We start from the raw sequence: 16,722 nt of genomic DNA on the forward strand, positions 1-16,722 counted from the left end.
TGCGCGACGGGCAGGAACGGGGCCGCCATTCTAGAATTGAGCCGTCTCACAACACCCCTCGTCACCCGACGCGGGGTGTTCTGCATTTCTCGAAGCACTTCATGGATCTCCCCGCTCTCCCTGCCGGCAAGCGATTCACGCTGCCGCGCCCTCCCCTGTCGGCCGACGCGCTGCTGCTCGCCCAGCTGGCCGAACGCGAAAAGAAGGCCGGCCGCGCCACCGCCATCTTCACCGCCGATGCCAACGACGCGCAGCGGCTCATCGACGAGATCGCCTTCTTCGCGCCCGAACTGCGTTGCGCCCTGTTCCCCGACTGGGAGACGCTGCCCTACGACAGCTTCTCGCCGCACCAGGACCTGATCAGCGAGCGGCTCGCGACGCTCTGGCGCATCAGCCAGAAGGAGGCCGACGTGGTGCTGGTGCCGGCGACCACGGCGCTCTACCGCGTCGCCCCACCCGCCTTCCTGGCGGGCTACACCTTCCACTTCAAGACCAAGCAGAAGCTGGAAGAGTCCAAGCTCAAGGCGCAACTCACGCTGGCTGGCTACAGCCATGTGACGCAGGTGGTGAGTCCGGGCGAGTACGCGGTGCGCGGCGGCCTGATCGACCTGTTCCCGATGGGTTCGCTGGTGCCCTTTCGCGTCGACCTGTTCGACGACGAGATCGACACCATCCGCACCTTCGACCCCGACACGCAGCGCAGCCTCTACCCCGTGCCCGAAGTGCGCCTGCTGCCCGGCCGCGAGTTCCCGATGGACGACGACGCCCGAGCGCGCTTTCGCAGCCGTTGGCGCGAACTGCTCGAAGGCGACCCGACCAAGAGCCGCATCTACAAGGACATGGGCAACGGCGTGGCCACCGCCGGCATCGAGTACTACCTGCCGCTGTTCTTCGAGGAGACGGCGACGGTGTTCGACTACCTCGGCACCGACGCAACGGTCGTGCTGCACGGCGACCTCGAACCGGCCTTCCAGCATTTCTGGCAGGACGCGGCCGAGCGCTACCGCCTGGTGCGCGGCGACCCGGAGCGGCCGGCGCTGCCACCCGAATCGCTGTTCCTGAATGGCGAACAGTTCTACAGCCGCGCCAAGCCCTACGCGCAGTTGGCGATCCGCGGCGCGGCCACCGAGGCGCCGTACGCCGAGTTCGACACGCTCCCGCCCTTCGCCGTCGTGCGCGGCGCCGAAGACCCGCTCACCAAGCTCAAGGACTACATCCGCGCGACGCCCAGCCGCCTGCTGCTGATCGCCGAGAGCGACGGCCGCCGCGAGAGCCTGCTCGACTTCCTGCGGGCCAGCGGCATCAGCCCGCCGGCCTTCGAGTCGCTGGCCGAGTTCGAGGCCGACGACGGCGAGAAGATCGGCATCGCGACGGCAGCGCTGGCCTCGGGCTTTGCCTGGCGCGAGCGCAACATCGACTTCGTCACCGAGACCGAGTTGTTCGCCGCCGCACCGACCACGCGCCGCCGCAACAAGCGCCAGGAACAGGTCAGCGACGTCGAGGCGCTGATCAAGGACTTGTCCGAGCTCAACGTCGGCGACCCGGTGGTCCACACCGCGCACGGCATCGGCCGCTACCGCGGCTTGATCAACATGGACCTCGGCCAGGGCAAGGACGCCGAAGGCAACCCGCTGCTGCAGGAGATGCTGCACCTGGAATACGCCGACAAGGCCACACTCTACGTCCCGGTGAGCCAGCTGCACCAGATCAGCCGCTACACCGGCGTGAGCGCCGACGAGGCGCCGCTGCACAAGCTGGGCTCGGGCCAGTGGGACAAGGCCAAGCGCAAGGCCGCCGAACAGATTCGCGATTCCGCCGCCGAGTTGCTCAACATCTACGCCCGCCGCGCCGCGCGCCAGGGCCACGCCTTCCGCTATTCCGCCGCCGATTACGAGGTGTTCGCCAACGACTTCGGCTTCGACGAGACGGCCGACCAGAAGGCCGCGATCCACGCCGTGATCCAGGACATGATCTCGCCGCAGCCGATGGACCGCCTCGTCTGCGGCGACGTGGGCTTCGGCAAGACCGAGGTCGCGCTGCGCGCCGCCTTCATCGCCATCACCGGCGGCAAGCAGGTCGCCTTTCTCGCGCCGACCACGCTGCTGGCCGAGCAGCACTACCAGACGTTGGTCGACCGCTTCAGCAAGTGGCCGGTGAAGGTGGCGGAGATGAGCCGCTTCCGTTCCACCAAGGAAATCACCGCGGCCGCCAAGGGCCTGGCCGACGGCAGCGTCGACATCGTGGTCGGCACGCACAAGCTGCTGTCGCCTTCCATCGACTTCAAGAACCTGGGCCTGCTCATCATCGACGAGGAGCATCGCTTCGGCGTGCGCCACAAGGAGGCGATGAAGGCCATCCGCGCCGAGGTCGACGTGCTCACGCTCACGGCCACGCCGATCCCACGCACGCTGGGCATGGCGCTCGAAGGCTTGCGCGATCTGAGCGTGATCGCCACCGCGCCGCAACGCCGGTTGGCGATCAAGACCTTCGTGCGCACCGAAGGCAACGGCGTGATCCGCGAAGCCGTGCTGCGGGAGCTCAAGCGCGGCGGCCAGGTCTATTTCCTGCACAACGAGGTCGAGACCATCGAGAACCGGCGGCAGAAGCTCGAAGAAATATTGCCCGAGGCCCGTATCGCCGTGGCCCACGGCCAGATGCCCGAGCGCGAACTGGAACGCGTCATGCGCGACTTCGTGGCGCAGCGCTACAACATCCTCCTGTGCTCGACCATCATCGAGACCGGCATCGACGTGCCGACCGCCAACACCATCGTGATGAGCCGCGCCGACAAGTTCGGCCTGGCACAGCTGCACCAGCTGCGCGGCCGTGTCGGGCGCTCGCACCACCAAGCCTATGCCTACCTCATGGTGCCGGACATCGAGGGGCTCACCAAGCAGGCCTCGCAGCGGCTCGACGCGATCCAGCAGATGGAAGAACTCGGCTCCGGCTTCTACCTCGCGATGCACGACCTGGAGATCCGCGGCACCGGCGAGGTACTGGGCGAGAACCAGAGCGGCAACATGATGGAGATCGGCTTCCAGCTCTACAACGAGATGCTGAGCGAGGCCGTGCGCGCCCTGAAAGCCGGGCACGAGCCCGACCTGCTCGCGCCGCTGTCGGTCACGACCGAGATCAACCTGCACGCGCCCGCCCTGCTGCCCGACGACTACTGCGGCGACGTGCACCTGCGCCTGTCGTTCTACAAGAAGCTCGCGACGGCCAAGACGCCGGACCAGATCGACACGCTGCTCGAAGAGATCGTCGACCGCTTCGGCAAGCTGCCGCCGCAGGCCCAGACGCTGATCGACGTGCACCGCCTGCGGGTGCTGGCGCGGCCCTACGGCGTGGTGAAGGTCGATGCGGCGCCCGGCGTCATCAACATCACCTTCAAGAAGGACCCGCCGATCGACTCGATGGCCATCATCCATCTGATCCAGAAGAACAAGCACATCAAGCTGGCCGGCAACGAGAAGCTGCGCATCGAGCGCGAACTGAAAGAGCCGAAAGACCGCGCCCAGATGGTGCGCGACGTGCTGCGCAGCCTCGGCCAACCCAAGACCCACCAGGAACCCGCCCCCGTATGAGCTCCACCGAATTCGCGCCCGGCCTCGTGGTGCAGCGCTTCACGCCGCCGCTCGCGCTCGGCGACTACAAGCTGATCGCCTTCGACATGGACTCGACGCTGATCAACATCGAGTGCATCGACGAGATCGCCGATGCCGTCGGCAAGAAGGCCGAGGTTGCTGCCATCACCGAAGCGACGATGCGCGGCGAGATCAAGGACTTCAAGGAAAGCCTGCGCCGACGCGTGGCGCTGCTCGAAGGCGTGCCGGTGGCAGCGCTGCAGCAGGTCTACGACGAGCGGCTGCAGCTCAATCCCGGTGCGAGCGAGCTGGTCGCGGCGTGCAAGGCGGCCGGGCTGAAGGTGCTGCTGGTATCGGGCGGCTTCACCTTCTTCGCCAACCGCGTGAAGGACAGGCTGGGCATCGACTTCGCGCGCTCGAACCTGCTCGACGAGGCCGATGGCCAACTCACCGGCCGCCTGGTGCAGCAGAGCTGGGGCGACATCTGCGATGGCGCCGAGAAGCGCCGCACGCTGCTGGAGGTGGCCTCGCTGCTGGGCGTGTCGCCGCAGGAATGCATCGCGGTGGGCGATGGTGCCAACGACCTGCCGATGATGGGCGAAGCCGGCCTGTCGGTCGCGTTCCATGCCAAGCCGAAGGTGCGCGAGCAGGCCATGGTGGCCATCAATGAAGGCAGACTCGACCGCCTGCTCGAAGTGTTGCGCTGAAGGCCAGGACGAAACCGGTTTCCTCCTAAGGGAAAACGACGCGCGCTACACCTAGGGTTGTTCAGGTGCCGGTCAGCTCTCCCGGATGTTGGAATGCCCTGTCGCATCGAAGAATGCGGCGGGATATCTCGATCCACAGAGCAGGAGACACCATGAAGCGCCGTCAATCCCTGAGCGTCCTGGCTGCAGCCGCGGTCGCCGCCACCTTCCCCGGACTGGCCTTCGCGGCCTACCCCGAACGCCCCATCACGCTGATCGTGCCCTGGGGCGCGGGCGGGGGCACCGACGCGGTGGCGCGCATCATCGCCGCGGAGCTCGAGCAAGAGCTCAAACAACCGATCAATGTGGTGAACCGCACCGGCGGCAGCGGCGTGGTCGGCCACCAGGCCATCGCTTCGGCCCCGCCCGACGGCTACACGATCGGAATCCTGACGGTGGAGATTGGCATGATGCGGCACGCCGGCCTCACCAAGCTCTCGGGCGAGGACTACACGCCGCTGGCGCTGATGAACTTCGATGCCAACGCTGTGATGGTGCGTGCCGACTCGCCCATCAAATCGGCGCAGGACCTGCTCGCTGCGGCCAAGGCGAACCCCGGCAAGCTCAAGGCCAGCGGCACCGGCCAGGGCGGCATCTGGCACCTGGGGCTGGCGCAATGGCTGGTCGACAACAAGCTGCCGGGCAACGCCATCGCCTGGGTGCCGAGCCAGGGCGCCGCACCCGGCCTGCAGGACCTGCTGGCGGGCGGCGTCGACGTGGTGTCGTGCTCGTTGCCCGAGGCGCGCGCGCTGATCGAGGCCGGCAAGGCCAACGCGCTGGTGCTGATGGGCTCCAAGCCCGACGGCATCTTCCCGAAGGTGCCGCTCTACAAGGCTGCGGACGGCACGCTGTGGAACATCGGCGCCTGGCGCGGCATCGCTGCCCCCAAGGGCCTGCCGAAGGACATGACCGACAAGCTCGCGGCAGCGCTCAAGAAGATCTATGACGGCAAGGGCTACCAGGACTTCCTCGCGCAGCGCGGTTTCGGTGCGCTCTACGCCGACCGCGGCGACTTCGCCAAGTTCATGGCCGAGAAGGACGCTGCGTCCGCTGCGGCGATGAAGGCCGCCGGCATCGCCAAGTGAGCGCATCGCACCGATGCGCATCCACGACAGCCTGATCGGCGGCGTCCTGCTGCTGCTGTCCCTGGCGGTGCTGTGGCACATCCAGGGCTTTCCACCTGCGGCGGGCCAGCAGTACGGCCCGGCGCTGTTCCCGGGCCTCGTCGCCATCGGTCTGGCGCTCGCGTCGGCCGTGCTGGCCTGGCAGGGCCTGCGCGTGCAGCAGCCCTGGGGGGTACTGAGCGACGGCCTGCGCTCGCCGCGGCACCTGGCGGCCTTCGCGATCACCCTGGGCAGCATGGTGTTCTACGTCCTGCTGTCCGAGACACTGGGTTTCATCGTGTGCAGCCTGGTGGTGCTGGTCGCGCTGCAGTGGGCGTGCGGGGTGCGCCCGCTGCTGGCCGTGGCGGTGGCCATCGGCGCCACGCTGGTGATCCACACCTGCTTCTACAAGCTTCTCAAGGTGCCGCTGCCCTGGGGCGTGCTGCAACGCTTCGCCTGGTGAAAGACCGCTGATGGACGCCGTCATCCTTGCCCTGCAGATGGTCGCCACGCCGACCGTGCTCGTCGTCATGCTGCTCTCGGGCATCTTCGGCATGTTCGTGGGCGCCGTGCCCGGCCTCACCGCCACCATGGCGACCGCACTGCTGGTGCCGATCACCTTCTTCCTGCCGCCGGTGCCCGCCGTCGCGGCCATCGTCACGGCCACCGCCATGGCGATCTTCGCGGGCGACATCCCGGGCGCGCTGCTGCGCATTCCGGGCACGCCGGCCTCCGCGGCCTACACCGACGAGTCGTACGCGATGACGCGCAAGGGCCATGGCGAAACCGCGCTGGGCATCGGCCTGGTGTTCTCGTGCATCGGCGGGCTGTTCGGCACCGTGGTGCTGATCGTGGCCGCGCCGGCGCTGGCCGAGGTGGCCATCAAGTTCAGCTCCTTCGAATACTTCTGGCTGGTGCTGCTCGGCCTGAGCTGCGCGGTGTTCATCACCAGCGACACGCCGCTCAAGGGGTTGATCACACTGTGCCTGGGCCTGCTGCTCGGTTCCGTGGGGCTGGAGAACCCGGCCGGCCATCCGCGCTTCACCTTCGACAGCCCCGACCTGCTGAGTGGCCTGAGCCTCATCCCGGCAATGATCGGCATGTTCGCCATTTCCGAGCTGATCCGCTTCACGCTCGACACCTCCAAGGTGGCCGAGTTCAAGGCGCAGATCGGCTCGGTGTTCAAGGGCATGGGTGGCCTGATGCGCAAGTACCCGAAGCAGACGCTGCGCGGCAGCGTGCTGGGCACGGCGGTCGGCATCCTGCCCGGTGCGGGTGCCGACATCGCGGCGTGGATGTCCTTCGCGATGAGCAAGAAGATGTCGAAGGAACCCGAGAAGTTCGGCACCGGCCACCCCGAAGGCCTGGTGGAAGCCGGTGCCGCCAACAACAGCGCGCTGGCCGGTGCCTGGGTGCCGGCGCTGGTGTTCGGCATTCCCGGCGACTCGATCACCGCCATCGTGATCGGCGTGCTCTACATGAAGAACATGAACCCTGGGCCGATGATCTTCATGAACAACCCGCAGAACGTCTACGCGGTGTTCATCGTGTTCATTCTGGCCAACCTGCTGATGCTGCCGCTGGGCTGGGCCTGCATCAAGGCCTCGGCGCGCATCCTGCGCATGCCGCGCAATGTGCTGATGCCGATCATCCTGGTGTTCTGCCTGGTGGGCGCCTTCGCCATCAACAATTCTCTGTTCGACCTGTGGATCCTGCTGGGCTTCGGCGTGGCCGCATGGGTGCTGGAAGAAAACGGCTTCCCGGTGGCGCCGGCCATCCTCGGCATGCTGCTGGGCAAGATGCTGGAGGAGAACTTCATCACCTCGATGATCAAGTCCGACGGCAGCTGGCTCGCCTTCGTCGAGCGGCCGATCGCCGCCGGCCTGGCCATCTTCACCCTGCTGCTGTGGGGCGGCTCGGCCTGGCTGGCCTGGCGCCGCCGCAAGCTGCGCCCGATCACCGATCCCGTTCCCGCATGACCGCTCCAACCGACACCGATTCCTTCGCTTCGTTGTACGAGGCCGACGCGCTGCGTCGCTATGCGACAGATCTCCTGCAGCGCGCCGGCCTCACGGCGCCGATGGCGGCGTGCGTCGCAAACACGCTGGTCGAAGGCGACCTGCTCGGCCACGACACCCACGGGCTCGCCCTGCTGGCCGGCTACGTGAAGGAGATCGAGTTGGGCGGCATGACGCACGACGGCGCGCCCGAGGTGCTGTCCGACCGCCCCGCCGCCGTGCTGTGGGACGGCCGCCGCCTGCCCGGCCCGTGGCTGGTGCACCAGGGCCTCGACCTGCTGATTCCGCGTGCCCGCGAACTCGGCACCGCGTCGCTCGTCATCCGACGCAGCCACCACATCGCCTGCCTTGCCGCGTATATGCTGCGCGCGCTCGACGAAGACCTGCTGATGCTGCTGGCCTGCTCCGACCCGAACACCGCGAGCGTCGCGCCCTTCGGTGGCACGCAGGCTGTGTTCACGCCCAACCCGCTGGCGATGGGCTTTCCGTTGACGGGCGGCGGCGTGATGGTCGACATCTCGGCCTCGATCACGACCAATGGCATGAGCAACCGCAAGCGCGCTGCGGGCGAGCGTTTCGCGGAAGAGTGGCTGATCGACGCGAAAGGCCAGCCCACGAACGACCCGCAGACCCTGTTCGACCAGCCGCCCGGCACGCTGCTGCCGGTCGGCGGTCGGAGCCACGGCCACAAGGGCTACGGCATGGCGCTGCTGGTCGAGACCTTGACGGCCGGCCTCGCCGGCCACGGCCGGGCCGATCCGCCCGAAGGCTGGGGCGCGACGGCCCACATCACCTTGCACGACCTCGATGCCTTCGGCGGCAAGGCGGACTTCCTGCGCCAGATGGACCATGTGGCCGCGCGCTGTCGAGAGAATGTACCGGCCGATGCCGGCAAGCCGGTGCGCCTGCCGGGCGAAGGGGGATTGAAGCGCCGAATGTCGCAGGAAAAGGACGGCGTGCGGCTGCACCCGTCGATCGCCGCCTCGCTGAAGGCGGCGGAAGCGCGCTACGGCCTGCAGCTGGCGCAGGCGCTGCGCTGAAGAAGCGGGGTCAGTCCTCGGCGTCCGCTTCGCCGGCCTCGGCGCTGTCGGTGGGCTTGTCGACCACCTTTCGCTCTCCACGCGGCCCGCGCTTGGCCGGCCTGGCGAGGATCTCGATGTAGAACTGCGTGCCCTCGGCTGTCACCACCGCGTCGATCGACGTGGTGATCTCCTCGACGTGAATGGCCTGGGCCGACTCGGCCTCGGCACCGAATCGGCAATCGAAGGCCCAGTAGTCCATGTCTTCCGGAAGGTCCCGGCGCTTTTCACGCTGGATGTACTTGCGGATCTCGTGCTTGACCGCTTCGAGGTGGCGGTCGGGGTGCTTGCCCTCGGGCTTGAGCTGAAATGTTTTTCTCATGATTGATCCTAACTGCGTGTGTACAGTCGACGTTTCGACGGACAACAGGTGAAAACGATGGCGCGAGCGAACGACTGGACAGGCAAGGTGATGGCGCTGGTGAACGGCGGCAACCGGGCGGCGGCCATCGCGCAGATCAAGGTCGCGCCGAGCGTGAAGGACCTGCAGGCCCTTCAGACGGTGATGAAGCTGTCGCGCCTGTCGGGCAAGTGGCCCGAGCTGGACGCGGCGATCGCGGACAACCTGGCGCTGCTGTCGTCGCCGCGGCTGCACCGCTCGCCCTGAGCGATCAAAGCGCCTTGCCGAGGCGGGCAATGCCCTCCTCGATCTTCTCGACGTTGGCCGTCGCAAAGCTCAGGCGCAGCGTCGACACATCCGGGTTGTTGGCGAAAAACGGCGCACCCGGCACGAAGGCCACGAGTTGCTCGATCGCCTTTTTGGCCAGCACGTTGGCATCGGCGATCTTGCCGTTCGCACCCGTGAGGCGCGCCCAGAAGAACAGGCCGCCGTTGGGCTGCGTGAATTCGATGGCATCGCCCAGTTCGCGTTTCAGCGCCGCGCCCATCGCCTTCGCGCGCTCGCCGTACACCTTGCGCACGTTGGCCAGCGTCGCCGGCATGCGGCCGCTCTTGAGGTACTGCGCGGCCGTGGCCTGGGCGAAGGTGCTGGTGTGTGCATCGCTGAACTGCTTGCACATCGTCGCTTTGGCGAGCAGTTCGGCCGGCGCGATCATCCAGCCGATGCGCAGGCCGGGGCTCAGCACCTTGCTCAGGCTGCCGCAGTGCGCGATGAGCTCGCGGCTGCCGGGCACGTCCTGGCTCAGCGCCAGGATGGACGGCGGCGGTGCCTCGCCGAAGTACAGGTCGCCGTAGGGGTCGTCCTCGACGATCAGCGTCTGGTACTTCACCGCCATCTCCAGCACCTTCTTGCGGCGCTCCAGGCTCAGCATGGCGCCGCTGGGGTTGCCGAAGGTCGGAATGAGGTAGACGAACTTCGGTTGGTGTTCGGCAATGAGCTTTTCCAGCTCGTCGGTCTTCACGCCGTTGGCATCGACCGGCGCGCTGATGAGTTCGGCGCCGTACAGGCGGAAGCACTGGATGGTCGCGAGGAAGGTCGGGCCTTCGACGATCACCTTGTCGCCGGGCGAGATCATGGTCTTGCCCAGCAGGTCGAGCGCTTGCTGGCTGCCGGTGGTGACGATCAGGCCGCTCGGCGCCACGTCCACGCCCTTGGTCTTCATGAATGCGCTGAGCTGCGTGCGCAGCGGCTCGTAGCCTTCGGTCGCGCCGTACTGCAGCGCACCGCCGGGTTCCTCGTCCAATGCCTTGGCGCTGGCTTCCTTCAGCCCTTCGACATCGAACATCGCGCTGTCCGGGAAGCCACCGGCAAAGCTGATGATGCCGGGCGTGCCCAGCAGCTTGAAGAGTTCGCGGATGGCGGAGGTTTCGACGTTGTCGAGGCGGGAGGCGAATTGCATGACGGAGTGGCTCACTTTCTGGGCGATATTGTCGCGGCGAAGCGATGGTGCTGCAGATACTACCCAAAGGTAGTTGATTGACTTTACTATTCATAGATAGTAATCTCGACTTACCACCTCAAAGTAGTAAATCATGCAATACCCCATCGAAACCAGCCAGCAGCTGAGCACGCTGCTGCGCGCGTTGCGGCAGTCGCGCCAGCTTACCCAGGCCGAACTGGGTGAACAACTCGGCGTGAACCAGAAGCGCATCGCCCGCATCGAGGCCGCACCGGGCGTCACCAGCTTCGACCAGATCTCGCGCCTGGTGGCGCTCATGGGTCACCGGCTGGTACTGGAGGAATTGCCGTCCGCCTCGGCGCCGCCGGTCGCGCGCCCAGCGGGAGACAAGACATGGTGAGCCCGAAGAAACGCGGCCGCGGCGCCCGCCACCCGCATCCGCTGGTGGTGTGGACCAATGGCCAGATCGTCGGCGAATGGTCCGTGCGCGAGGGCGAACACCGCTTCCAGTACGCCGACGAATGGATCGCCTCCCCGGCCGCGCGCCGGCTGTCGCTGTCATTGCCGCTGACACCCGGCAACGTGCCGCTGCGCGGCCCCGTGGTGCAGAACTACTTCGACAACCTGCTGCCGGACAACGACAGCATCCGTCGCCGCCTGCAGGGCCGCTTCGCCACCCCCAGCACCGACGCTTTCGACCTGCTCGAAGCCATCGGCCGCGAGTGCGTGGGCGCCGTGCAGTTGCTGCCGCCGGGCCGACCGCCGACCGGATTCGATCGCATCGAGGCCGAAGCGCTGGACGATGCGGGCGTCGAGCGCGCGATCAACGCCTCGCTGGCCGCCGGCCGCGTGCTGGGTCAGCGCGACGACGACGAGTTCCGCATCTCCATCGCCGGCGCGCAAGAGAAGACCGCACTGCTGCGGCGCGGCGAGGCCTGGTTCCGCCCGCTGGGCGCCACGCCGACCACGCACATCCTCAAGCTGCCGCTCGGCCTGGTGGGCAACATGCAGGCCGACATGCAGCAGTCGGTCGAAAACGAATGGCTCTGCTCGCGCGTGATGACGGCCTTCGGCCTGCCCACCGCGCACTGCGACATCGCCACCTTCGGCCAGCGCAAGGCGCTGGTGGTGCAGCGCTTCGACCGCGCGCTGCAGAGCGCCGGCACCGATGCCGAATGGATCGCCCGCCTGCCGCAGGAGGATTTCTGCCAGGCGCTCGGCGTGCCGGGCGCGCAGAAGTACGAGACCGACGGCGGCCCGGGCATGCGCGACATCCTGCGGGTGCTCGACGCCAGCGCCAACGCTCTGGCCGACAAGACCGCCTTCGTGAAAGCACAGATGGTGTTCTGGCTGCTGGCCGCAACGGACGGTCACGCCAAGAACTTCTCCATCTTCCTGGAGCGCGGCGGCGGCTATCGGCTCACGCCCTTCTACGACGTGCTCTCGGCCTGGCCGATCATCGGCAGCGGCGCGAACCAGCTTGCCCGGCAGAAGGCCAAGCTGGCGATGGCGCTGCGCGCCAAGAGCGCGCACTGGGGTCTGGTCGACATCCAGGCGCGGCACTGGGACGGCGTGGCCAAACTGGCCGGCCTGGGCGATTCGCGCGCGCTGTGCGACGAGCTGCTGCAGCAGTTGCCGGGCGTGCTGGGCACGGTCGCGTCGGAACTGCCGCCGGACTTTCCGCCGGCACTCGCCGAAGCGATCTTCGAAGGCATGACGACGACCGCGCAACGCCTGCACGACACCGAGCCCGCCCCTTCGCCCGCTTCGTGACCCGATGAAAAAAGAGAACATCGCCGCCTTCTTCGCCACCCTGGAGGCGGCCAACCCCACGCCCGAGACCGAACTCGAATACACCACGCCCTTCGAACTGCTGGCCGCCGTGCTGCTGTCGGCGCAGGCCACCGACGTCGGTGTGAACAAGGCGACACGCAGGCTCTACCCGGTCGCGAACACGCCGCAGGCGATCTTCGACCTGGGCGTGGAAGGGCTCGAGGGCTACATCAAGACCATCGGGCTCTATCGCAGCAAGGCCAGGCACCTGATCGAAGCCTGCCGCATGCTGATCGAGCTGCATGGCGGCGAGGTGCCGCGCACCCGCGCCGAGCTGGAGGCGCTGCCGGGCGTGGGCCGCAAGACGGCCAACGTGGTGCTCAACGTCGCCTTCGGCGAGCCGACCATGGCGGTCGACACACACATCTTCCGCGTCGGCAACCGCACCGGGCTGGCGCCGGGCAAGACGCCGCTGGAAGTGGAACTGAAGCTGGAGAAGCGCGTGCCGCCTGCCTACCGGCTGCACGCGCACCACTGGCTCATCCTGCACGGCCGCTACATCTGCATCGCACGCAAGCCGAAGTGCTGGGAATGCGCGGTGGCGCCCTACTGCGACTACAAGCCCAAGACGCCGGCGCCGAAGGCCTGACGCCACGCATCGACCGTCAGCGCGAGCCTGCGAGACCGCCCTGCCGCACCACCGTCACCCACTGGCCGAACGCGATCGGCTTGCTTGGCCAGGCCGCCGCGCTGTCGGGACACCGCACGCCGTGCTGCAACAGCATCACAGCGCGCATCACACCGGCATGCGTGACCCAGAGCGCGTCGCGCTGCGACGCCAGCCACTCGTCCCAGGCCGCGCCGACGCGGGCCATGAACGCACGGGTGCTCTCGCCATCCCGACCGGCGCGGCCGTCGGCGAAGTCGCTCATCCAGGCGTCGAAGTCGGCCCGGGGAATGTCCGCCCAGGGCTGGCCTTCCCAGGCGCCGAAATCCATCTCGGCCAGGCGCGGATCGCTCGACGGCCGGGCCTGGCCCGGCCGCTGTTCGGCGATGGCGTCGGCCAGCGCCGCGCACCGCCGCAGCGGCGAGCTGTGGATCGCGACCTCGGCCGGCAGCACGGCCGCGATGCCGGCGGCGACCTGCCGCGTGACCTCGGCCGAGGCCACGAGGTCGGTGCGGCCGTAGCACAGGCCGGCCGGCGCATCGACCGGGGCGTGGCGCAGCAGCCAGAGCGTGCTCACAGCCGTGCCGCCAGCGCCAGGTAGATCGCCAGCTCGCTGAGCTGTTGGGTCGCGCCCAGTCCGTCGCCGGTGAAGCCGCCGAGCCGCCGGCGCAGCAGCCGCACCATGAAGCCGGCCGTGAGCGCCGCCGCGGCCACGGCCGCCAGCCCGCTGACCCAGCCGCCGACGGCCAGCAGCAGCGCGGCGGCGGGCACCGACCACAGCAGCGCAATGGCCACCGACGCCCCGCTCACCGCATCGGCCATCGGCTTGGACTTGCTGCCCTCGCCGCCGACGTAGGGTGATGCCCGCATGACCGCCAGCGGCGCCAGCCGCGAGAGCACATGCGCACCGAGCAGCGCCGCACACGCGATGACGGCGCCCTGCCCCGCCAGCGACGCCAGCAGCGCGACCTTCAGGCCGACGGCTAGCACGAGCGCCAGCGCACCGAAGGCGCCGACGCGCGAGTCCTTCATGATCTCGAGGGCGCGCTCGCGGGTCGACGCGCCGCCCAGACCGTCGACCACGTCCGCCAGCCCGTCTTCGTGGAAGGCACCGGTGAGCAGGACCGTCGCGATGGTGCACAGCAGGGCCGCGACCAGCGGCGTCCACAGCAGGAGCGCAGCCGCCATCACCAACGCACCGACGGCCCCCACCACCCAGCCGACCGCGGGGAAATGCCCCGCGCTGGCGCGCAGCATCGCCGGGCTGTAGCCGACCCACTGGGCCAGCCGGCCGGTGACCGGAATGCGCGTGAAGAACTGCAGCGCCAGCAGGAAGTGGCGAACCGCGCTCATTCGCCGCCCTCGCCGCCCTTGCGCGCGACGCCCGCGGACTCGAAGCTGGCCATGTCGCGCAGGATGACGCAGGCCGACTCGAGCAGCGGCCAGGCCAGCGCCGCGCCAGACCCTTCACCCAGGCGCAGATCGAAATGCAGCAGCGGCTCGAGTCCCAGATGCGCCAGCAAGAGCGCATGGCCCGGCTCGGCCGACACATGCGCTGCCACGCAGCGCTGCACCACCTGCGGCCGCAAGGCCTGCGCCACCAGCACCGCAGCGCTGGCGATGAAGCCGTCGACCACGATCACGCGGCGCTCCACGGCGGCCTGCAGCACCGCGCCGACCAGCGTCGCCACCTCGAAGCCGCCGAAAGCGGCCAGTGCATCCAGCGGTGCGGTCGCCTGCGCATGCAGCGCCAGCACCTCGCGCAACACCCGCGCCTTGCGGCTGCGGCCTTCGGCGTCCAGGCCGGTGCCGGCACCGGTGCAGGCTTCGATGTCGTGCCCGACCAGTCGGGCCAGCAGCATCGCTGCGACCGAGCTGTTGCCGATGCCCATTTCGCCGAGCAACAGCGCATTGCCGGGCAGTGCACGCACCAGGTCCATGCCGTTGCCGATGGCCTCGGCGCACTGGGCCGCGCTCATGGCGGGGCCGAGCGAGGCGTCGGCGGTGCCGGCGGCGATCTTGCGCACCACCAGGCCGGCGCGCGGCGCGATGTCGCGGCGCACGCCGCAGTCGACCACGGTGAGTGCCAGCCCGTGCTGGCGTGCCAGCACGCTCACCGCGGCACCGCCGGCGAGGAAGTTGTCGACCATCTGCCAGGTCACATCGCTCGGGAAGGCCGAGACGCCGCGCGCCGCCAGGCCGTGGTCGGCGGCGCAGACCAGCATCTGCGGCTGTTCCAGCACCGGCGATTCGCTGCCGAGGATGGCGCCGATGCGCAGCGCCAGCGACTCCAGTCGCCCGAGCGCGCCCAGCGGCTTCGTCTTGTTGTCGATCACCTGCCGAAGGCGTGCCGCCAGCGCGGCGTCGTGCAGGTCGTCGATGGCGGGAAGCGTCAGGAGGGACATGGGGCTCGGTCGATGAGGGAGGAAAGCACACCGGGTTCGAAATGCGCGTCGATGAAGTCGGCCAGGCCGTCGAAGACGGCGTCGAGCGTGGGCACCGAGGCGCCGAACAGCGCCTGCAAGGCGGCCGGGTCTTCGAACAGGCCATGCAGGTACACGCCCAGCACGTTGCCGGCGGCGTTCTGCCAGGCCAGGCCGTCGGGCATGGCCGGGTGCGCACGGTCGCCGGCCGCTGCCATGGCGCTGTGCTCGGCCGTCTGGCCGTGGTGGATCTCGTAGCCGCGCACCGCAACGTTCGAGAGTGCGGCCCAGGCACCCGTGAGCGATGCGAAGCGCGCCTCGCGCTGGCGCACCGTCTTCTCGGGCGCGAACACGGTGACCAGCGGCAGCAGCCCGAGGCCGGGCGCGTTCCCGTCGATGCCGTGCGGATCGATCATGGCCTCGCCCAGCATCTGCAGGCCGCCGCACACACCCAGCACGCGGCCGCCCTTCGCGGCATGCGCGGCCACCGCGCGGTCCAGCCCCTGCGCGCGCAGCCAGGCCAGGTCGCCGCTGGTGTGCTTGGAGCCCGGCAGCACGACCCAGTCGGCATCCGCCAGCTCGGCCGGGCTGCGCACCCAGCGCAGCCGGACACCCGGCACGTTCTTGAGCGGCTGGAACTCGTCGAGGTTGCTGATGCGCGGATAGGCGATCACGGCGACGGTGCAACGGACCTCGCCCGTCGACCGGCTGCGGTCGTCGAACACGCCGTCCTCCTCGGGCAGGCCATGCTGCCACCACATCGGCAGTGTGGCGACCGTCGGCACGCCGGTGAGCGCCTCCAACTGCTGCGGCGCCGGGGCCAGCAGCGACGCATCGCCGCGGAAGCGGTTGAGCACGAAGCCGGCGAGCAAGGCGCGGTCCGCCTCCGGCATCAGCGCCCAAGTGCCGTACAGGTGAGCGAAGGCGCCGCCGCGGTCGATGTCTGTCACCAGCAGGCAGCGGGCATCGGCGTGGCGCGCGACGCGCAGGTTGACGATGTCACTGGCCATCAGGTTGATCTCGGCCGGCGAGCCCGCGCCTTCGATCACGACCACGTCGTTCTCGGCGCGCAGGGCATCGAGCGACGCGGCGATCTGCGGCCACACCCGCTCACTGCGGCCGCGCCAGGGCATGCCGGTCAGCTCGGCGCTGACTTGGCCGAGCAGCACGACCTGGCTGTGCGTATCGCGTTCGGGCTTGAGCAGCAGCGGGTTCATGCGCACCTCGGGCACCGCGCGCGCCGCCAGGGCCTGAAAGTACTGCGCGCTGCCGATCTCGCCGCCCGCCTCGCCCTGGCCGCCAGCCACGACCCGCGCGTTGTTGCTCATGTTCTGCGCCTTGAAGGGCGCGACCCGCAGCCCTTGGCGCGCATACCAGCGGCACAGCGCGGTCGCCAGCCAGCTCTTGCCGGCACCACTGGTGGTGCCGAGCACCATCACACAACGGGCACCTGCGCCCGGGACCGATTCGCTCATCGCCCGATTGTCCCTGACGGTCGGCCAGGCCCGGCGGTCGGCGACCCGGTCGAAA

Annotated in this window: 16 protein-coding genes; 10 read left to right on the top strand and 6 right to left on the bottom strand. The window is 68.8% G+C overall.

Translation table 11 applies throughout. The features are described from left to right. The first annotated feature begins 101 nt into the window (after positions 1–101). The 6 genes from mfd to ACSFBE_RS16735 all read left to right on the top strand — a co-directional run bounded on the left by mfd (position 102) and on the right by ACSFBE_RS16735 (position 8,491). Positions 102–3,584, top strand: a complete 3,483-nt coding sequence (gene mfd / locus ACSFBE_RS16710) for a transcription-repair coupling factor (protein ID WP_435491527.1) — start codon at positions 102–104, stop codon at positions 3,582–3,584. Then, on the top strand, positions 3,581–4,291 hold the full coding sequence (serB, locus tag ACSFBE_RS16715; protein ID WP_435491528.1) for a phosphoserine phosphatase SerB: 711 nt from the start codon (positions 3,581–3,583) through the stop codon (positions 4,289–4,291). The genes mfd and serB overlap by 4 nt, the downstream gene beginning before the upstream one ends. Before the next feature lie 152 nt (positions 4,292–4,443). Then, positions 4,444–5,415, top strand: coding sequence for a tripartite tricarboxylate transporter substrate binding protein (locus ACSFBE_RS16720; RefSeq protein WP_435491529.1), 972 nt, complete (start codon positions 4,444–4,446; stop codon positions 5,413–5,415). 13 nt (positions 5,416–5,428) lie between these two features. Beyond that, positions 5,429–5,896, top strand: a complete 468-nt coding sequence (locus ACSFBE_RS16725) for a tripartite tricarboxylate transporter TctB family protein (RefSeq protein ID WP_435491530.1) — start codon at positions 5,429–5,431, stop codon at positions 5,894–5,896. 10 nt (positions 5,897–5,906) lie between these two features. After that, positions 5,907–7,412, top strand: a complete 1,506-nt coding sequence (locus ACSFBE_RS16730; protein WP_435491531.1) for a tripartite tricarboxylate transporter permease — start codon at positions 5,907–5,909, stop codon at positions 7,410–7,412. Further along, positions 7,409–8,491, top strand: coding sequence for an Ldh family oxidoreductase (locus ACSFBE_RS16735; RefSeq protein ID WP_435491532.1), 1,083 nt, complete (start codon positions 7,409–7,411; stop codon positions 8,489–8,491). The genes ACSFBE_RS16730 and ACSFBE_RS16735 overlap by 4 nt, the downstream gene beginning before the upstream one ends. A gap of 10 nt (positions 8,492–8,501) precedes the next feature. Here ACSFBE_RS16735 and ACSFBE_RS16740 read toward each other — a convergent pair whose 3' ends face one another. Further along, a complete protein-coding gene (locus ACSFBE_RS16740; protein WP_435491533.1) occupies positions 8,502–8,852 on the bottom strand; it encodes a DUF6172 family protein in 351 nt (116 codons plus the stop codon). Between the two features lie 57 nt (positions 8,853–8,909). Here ACSFBE_RS16740 and ACSFBE_RS16745 point away from each other — a divergent pair, with 57 nt between their 5' ends. Next, positions 8,910–9,137: a hypothetical protein gene (locus tag ACSFBE_RS16745; RefSeq protein WP_435491534.1), complete on the top strand. Its 228-nt coding sequence runs from the start codon at positions 8,910–8,912 to the stop codon at positions 9,135–9,137. A gap of 4 nt (positions 9,138–9,141) precedes the next feature. On the opposite strand, the gene ACSFBE_RS16750 is transcribed toward ACSFBE_RS16745, so the two are convergent. After that, complete coding sequence (locus tag ACSFBE_RS16750) at positions 9,142–10,329, bottom strand: aminotransferase-like domain-containing protein (RefSeq protein ID WP_435491535.1); 1,188 nt, start codon at positions 10,327–10,329, stop codon at positions 9,142–9,144. 133 nt (positions 10,330–10,462) lie between these two features. Between ACSFBE_RS16750 and ACSFBE_RS16755 the strand changes: the two genes are divergently transcribed. The 3 genes from ACSFBE_RS16755 to nth are packed head-to-tail and all read left to right on the top strand — an operon-like array spanning position 10,463 to position 12,751. After that, positions 10,463–10,729, top strand: a complete 267-nt coding sequence (locus ACSFBE_RS16755; RefSeq protein WP_435491536.1) for a helix-turn-helix domain-containing protein — start codon at positions 10,463–10,465, stop codon at positions 10,727–10,729. Beyond that, on the top strand, positions 10,723–12,102 hold the full coding sequence (locus tag ACSFBE_RS16760; protein ID WP_435491537.1) for a type II toxin-antitoxin system HipA family toxin: 1,380 nt from the start codon (positions 10,723–10,725) through the stop codon (positions 12,100–12,102). Before ACSFBE_RS16755 ends, ACSFBE_RS16760 begins: the two co-directional genes overlap by 7 nt. A 4-nt stretch (positions 12,103–12,106) precedes the next feature. After that, positions 12,107–12,751: an endonuclease III gene (gene nth / locus ACSFBE_RS16765; RefSeq protein WP_435491538.1), complete on the top strand. Its 645-nt coding sequence runs from the start codon at positions 12,107–12,109 to the stop codon at positions 12,749–12,751. Positions 12,752–12,767: 16 nt separating this feature from the next. Here the strand turns inward: nth and ACSFBE_RS16770 are convergent, their stop codons facing one another. Genes ACSFBE_RS16770 through ACSFBE_RS16785 form a run of 4 tightly spaced genes read right to left on the bottom strand, consistent with a single transcriptional unit; the run spans position 12,768 to position 16,667 of the window. After that, complete coding sequence (locus ACSFBE_RS16770; protein ID WP_435491539.1) at positions 12,768–13,346, bottom strand: histidine phosphatase family protein; 579 nt, start codon at positions 13,344–13,346, stop codon at positions 12,768–12,770. Next, the gene (gene cobS / locus ACSFBE_RS16775; protein WP_435491540.1) at positions 13,343–14,122 is read right to left on the bottom strand and encodes an adenosylcobinamide-GDP ribazoletransferase; all 780 of its coding nucleotides are present in this window, start codon (positions 14,120–14,122) and stop codon (positions 13,343–13,345) included. Before cobS ends, ACSFBE_RS16770 begins: the two co-directional genes overlap by 4 nt. Then, a complete protein-coding gene (cobT, locus tag ACSFBE_RS16780; RefSeq protein ID WP_435491541.1) occupies positions 14,119–15,174 on the bottom strand; it encodes a nicotinate-nucleotide--dimethylbenzimidazole phosphoribosyltransferase in 1,056 nt (351 codons plus the stop codon). The genes cobS and cobT overlap by 4 nt, the downstream gene beginning before the upstream one ends. Continuing rightward, on the bottom strand, positions 15,162–16,667 hold the full coding sequence (locus tag ACSFBE_RS16785) for a cobyric acid synthase (protein ID WP_435491542.1): 1,506 nt from the start codon (positions 16,665–16,667) through the stop codon (positions 15,162–15,164). The genes cobT and ACSFBE_RS16785 overlap by 13 nt, the downstream gene beginning before the upstream one ends. Positions 16,668–16,722: the final 55 nt, after the last annotated feature.

Origin of the sequence: Variovorax sucrosi (genome assembly GCF_051216635.1) — a bacterium.
In the GTDB taxonomy this organism is placed as follows: domain Bacteria; phylum Pseudomonadota; class Gammaproteobacteria; order Burkholderiales; family Burkholderiaceae_C; genus Variovorax.

Excerpts from the sequence above, each read along its gene's own strand:
- ACSFBE_RS16755 (WP_435491536.1), top strand. The coding sequence starts at position 10,463 with ATGCAATACCCCATCGAAACCAGCCAGCAGCTGAGCACGCTGCTGCGC.
- nth (WP_435491538.1), top strand. The coding sequence starts at position 12,107 with ATGAAAAAAGAGAACATCGCCGCCTTCTTCGCCACCCTGGAGGCGGCC.
- ACSFBE_RS16750 (WP_435491535.1), bottom strand. The coding sequence starts at position 10,329 with ATGCAATTCGCCTCCCGCCTCGACAACGTCGAAACCTCCGCCATCCGC.
- cobT (WP_435491541.1), bottom strand. The coding sequence starts at position 15,174 with ATGTCCCTCCTGACGCTTCCCGCCATCGACGACCTGCACGACGCCGCG.
- ACSFBE_RS16740 (WP_435491533.1), bottom strand. The coding sequence starts at position 8,852 with ATGAGAAAAACATTTCAGCTCAAGCCCGAGGGCAAGCACCCCGACCGC.
- ACSFBE_RS16730 (WP_435491531.1), top strand. The coding sequence starts at position 5,907 with ATGGACGCCGTCATCCTTGCCCTGCAGATGGTCGCCACGCCGACCGTG.
- cobS (WP_435491540.1), bottom strand. The coding sequence starts at position 14,122 with ATGAGCGCGGTTCGCCACTTCCTGCTGGCGCTGCAGTTCTTCACGCGC.
- ACSFBE_RS16760 (WP_435491537.1), top strand. The coding sequence starts at position 10,723 with ATGGTGAGCCCGAAGAAACGCGGCCGCGGCGCCCGCCACCCGCATCCG.
- ACSFBE_RS16785 (WP_435491542.1), bottom strand. The coding sequence starts at position 16,667 with ATGAGCGAATCGGTCCCGGGCGCAGGTGCCCGTTGTGTGATGGTGCTC.
- ACSFBE_RS16725 (WP_435491530.1), top strand. The coding sequence starts at position 5,429 with ATGCGCATCCACGACAGCCTGATCGGCGGCGTCCTGCTGCTGCTGTCC.
- serB (WP_435491528.1), top strand. The coding sequence starts at position 3,581 with ATGAGCTCCACCGAATTCGCGCCCGGCCTCGTGGTGCAGCGCTTCACG.
- mfd (WP_435491527.1), top strand. The coding sequence starts at position 102 with ATGGATCTCCCCGCTCTCCCTGCCGGCAAGCGATTCACGCTGCCGCGC.
- ACSFBE_RS16720 (WP_435491529.1), top strand. The coding sequence starts at position 4,444 with ATGAAGCGCCGTCAATCCCTGAGCGTCCTGGCTGCAGCCGCGGTCGCC.
- ACSFBE_RS16745 (WP_435491534.1), top strand. The coding sequence starts at position 8,910 with ATGGCGCGAGCGAACGACTGGACAGGCAAGGTGATGGCGCTGGTGAAC.
- ACSFBE_RS16735 (WP_435491532.1), top strand. The coding sequence starts at position 7,409 with ATGACCGCTCCAACCGACACCGATTCCTTCGCTTCGTTGTACGAGGCC.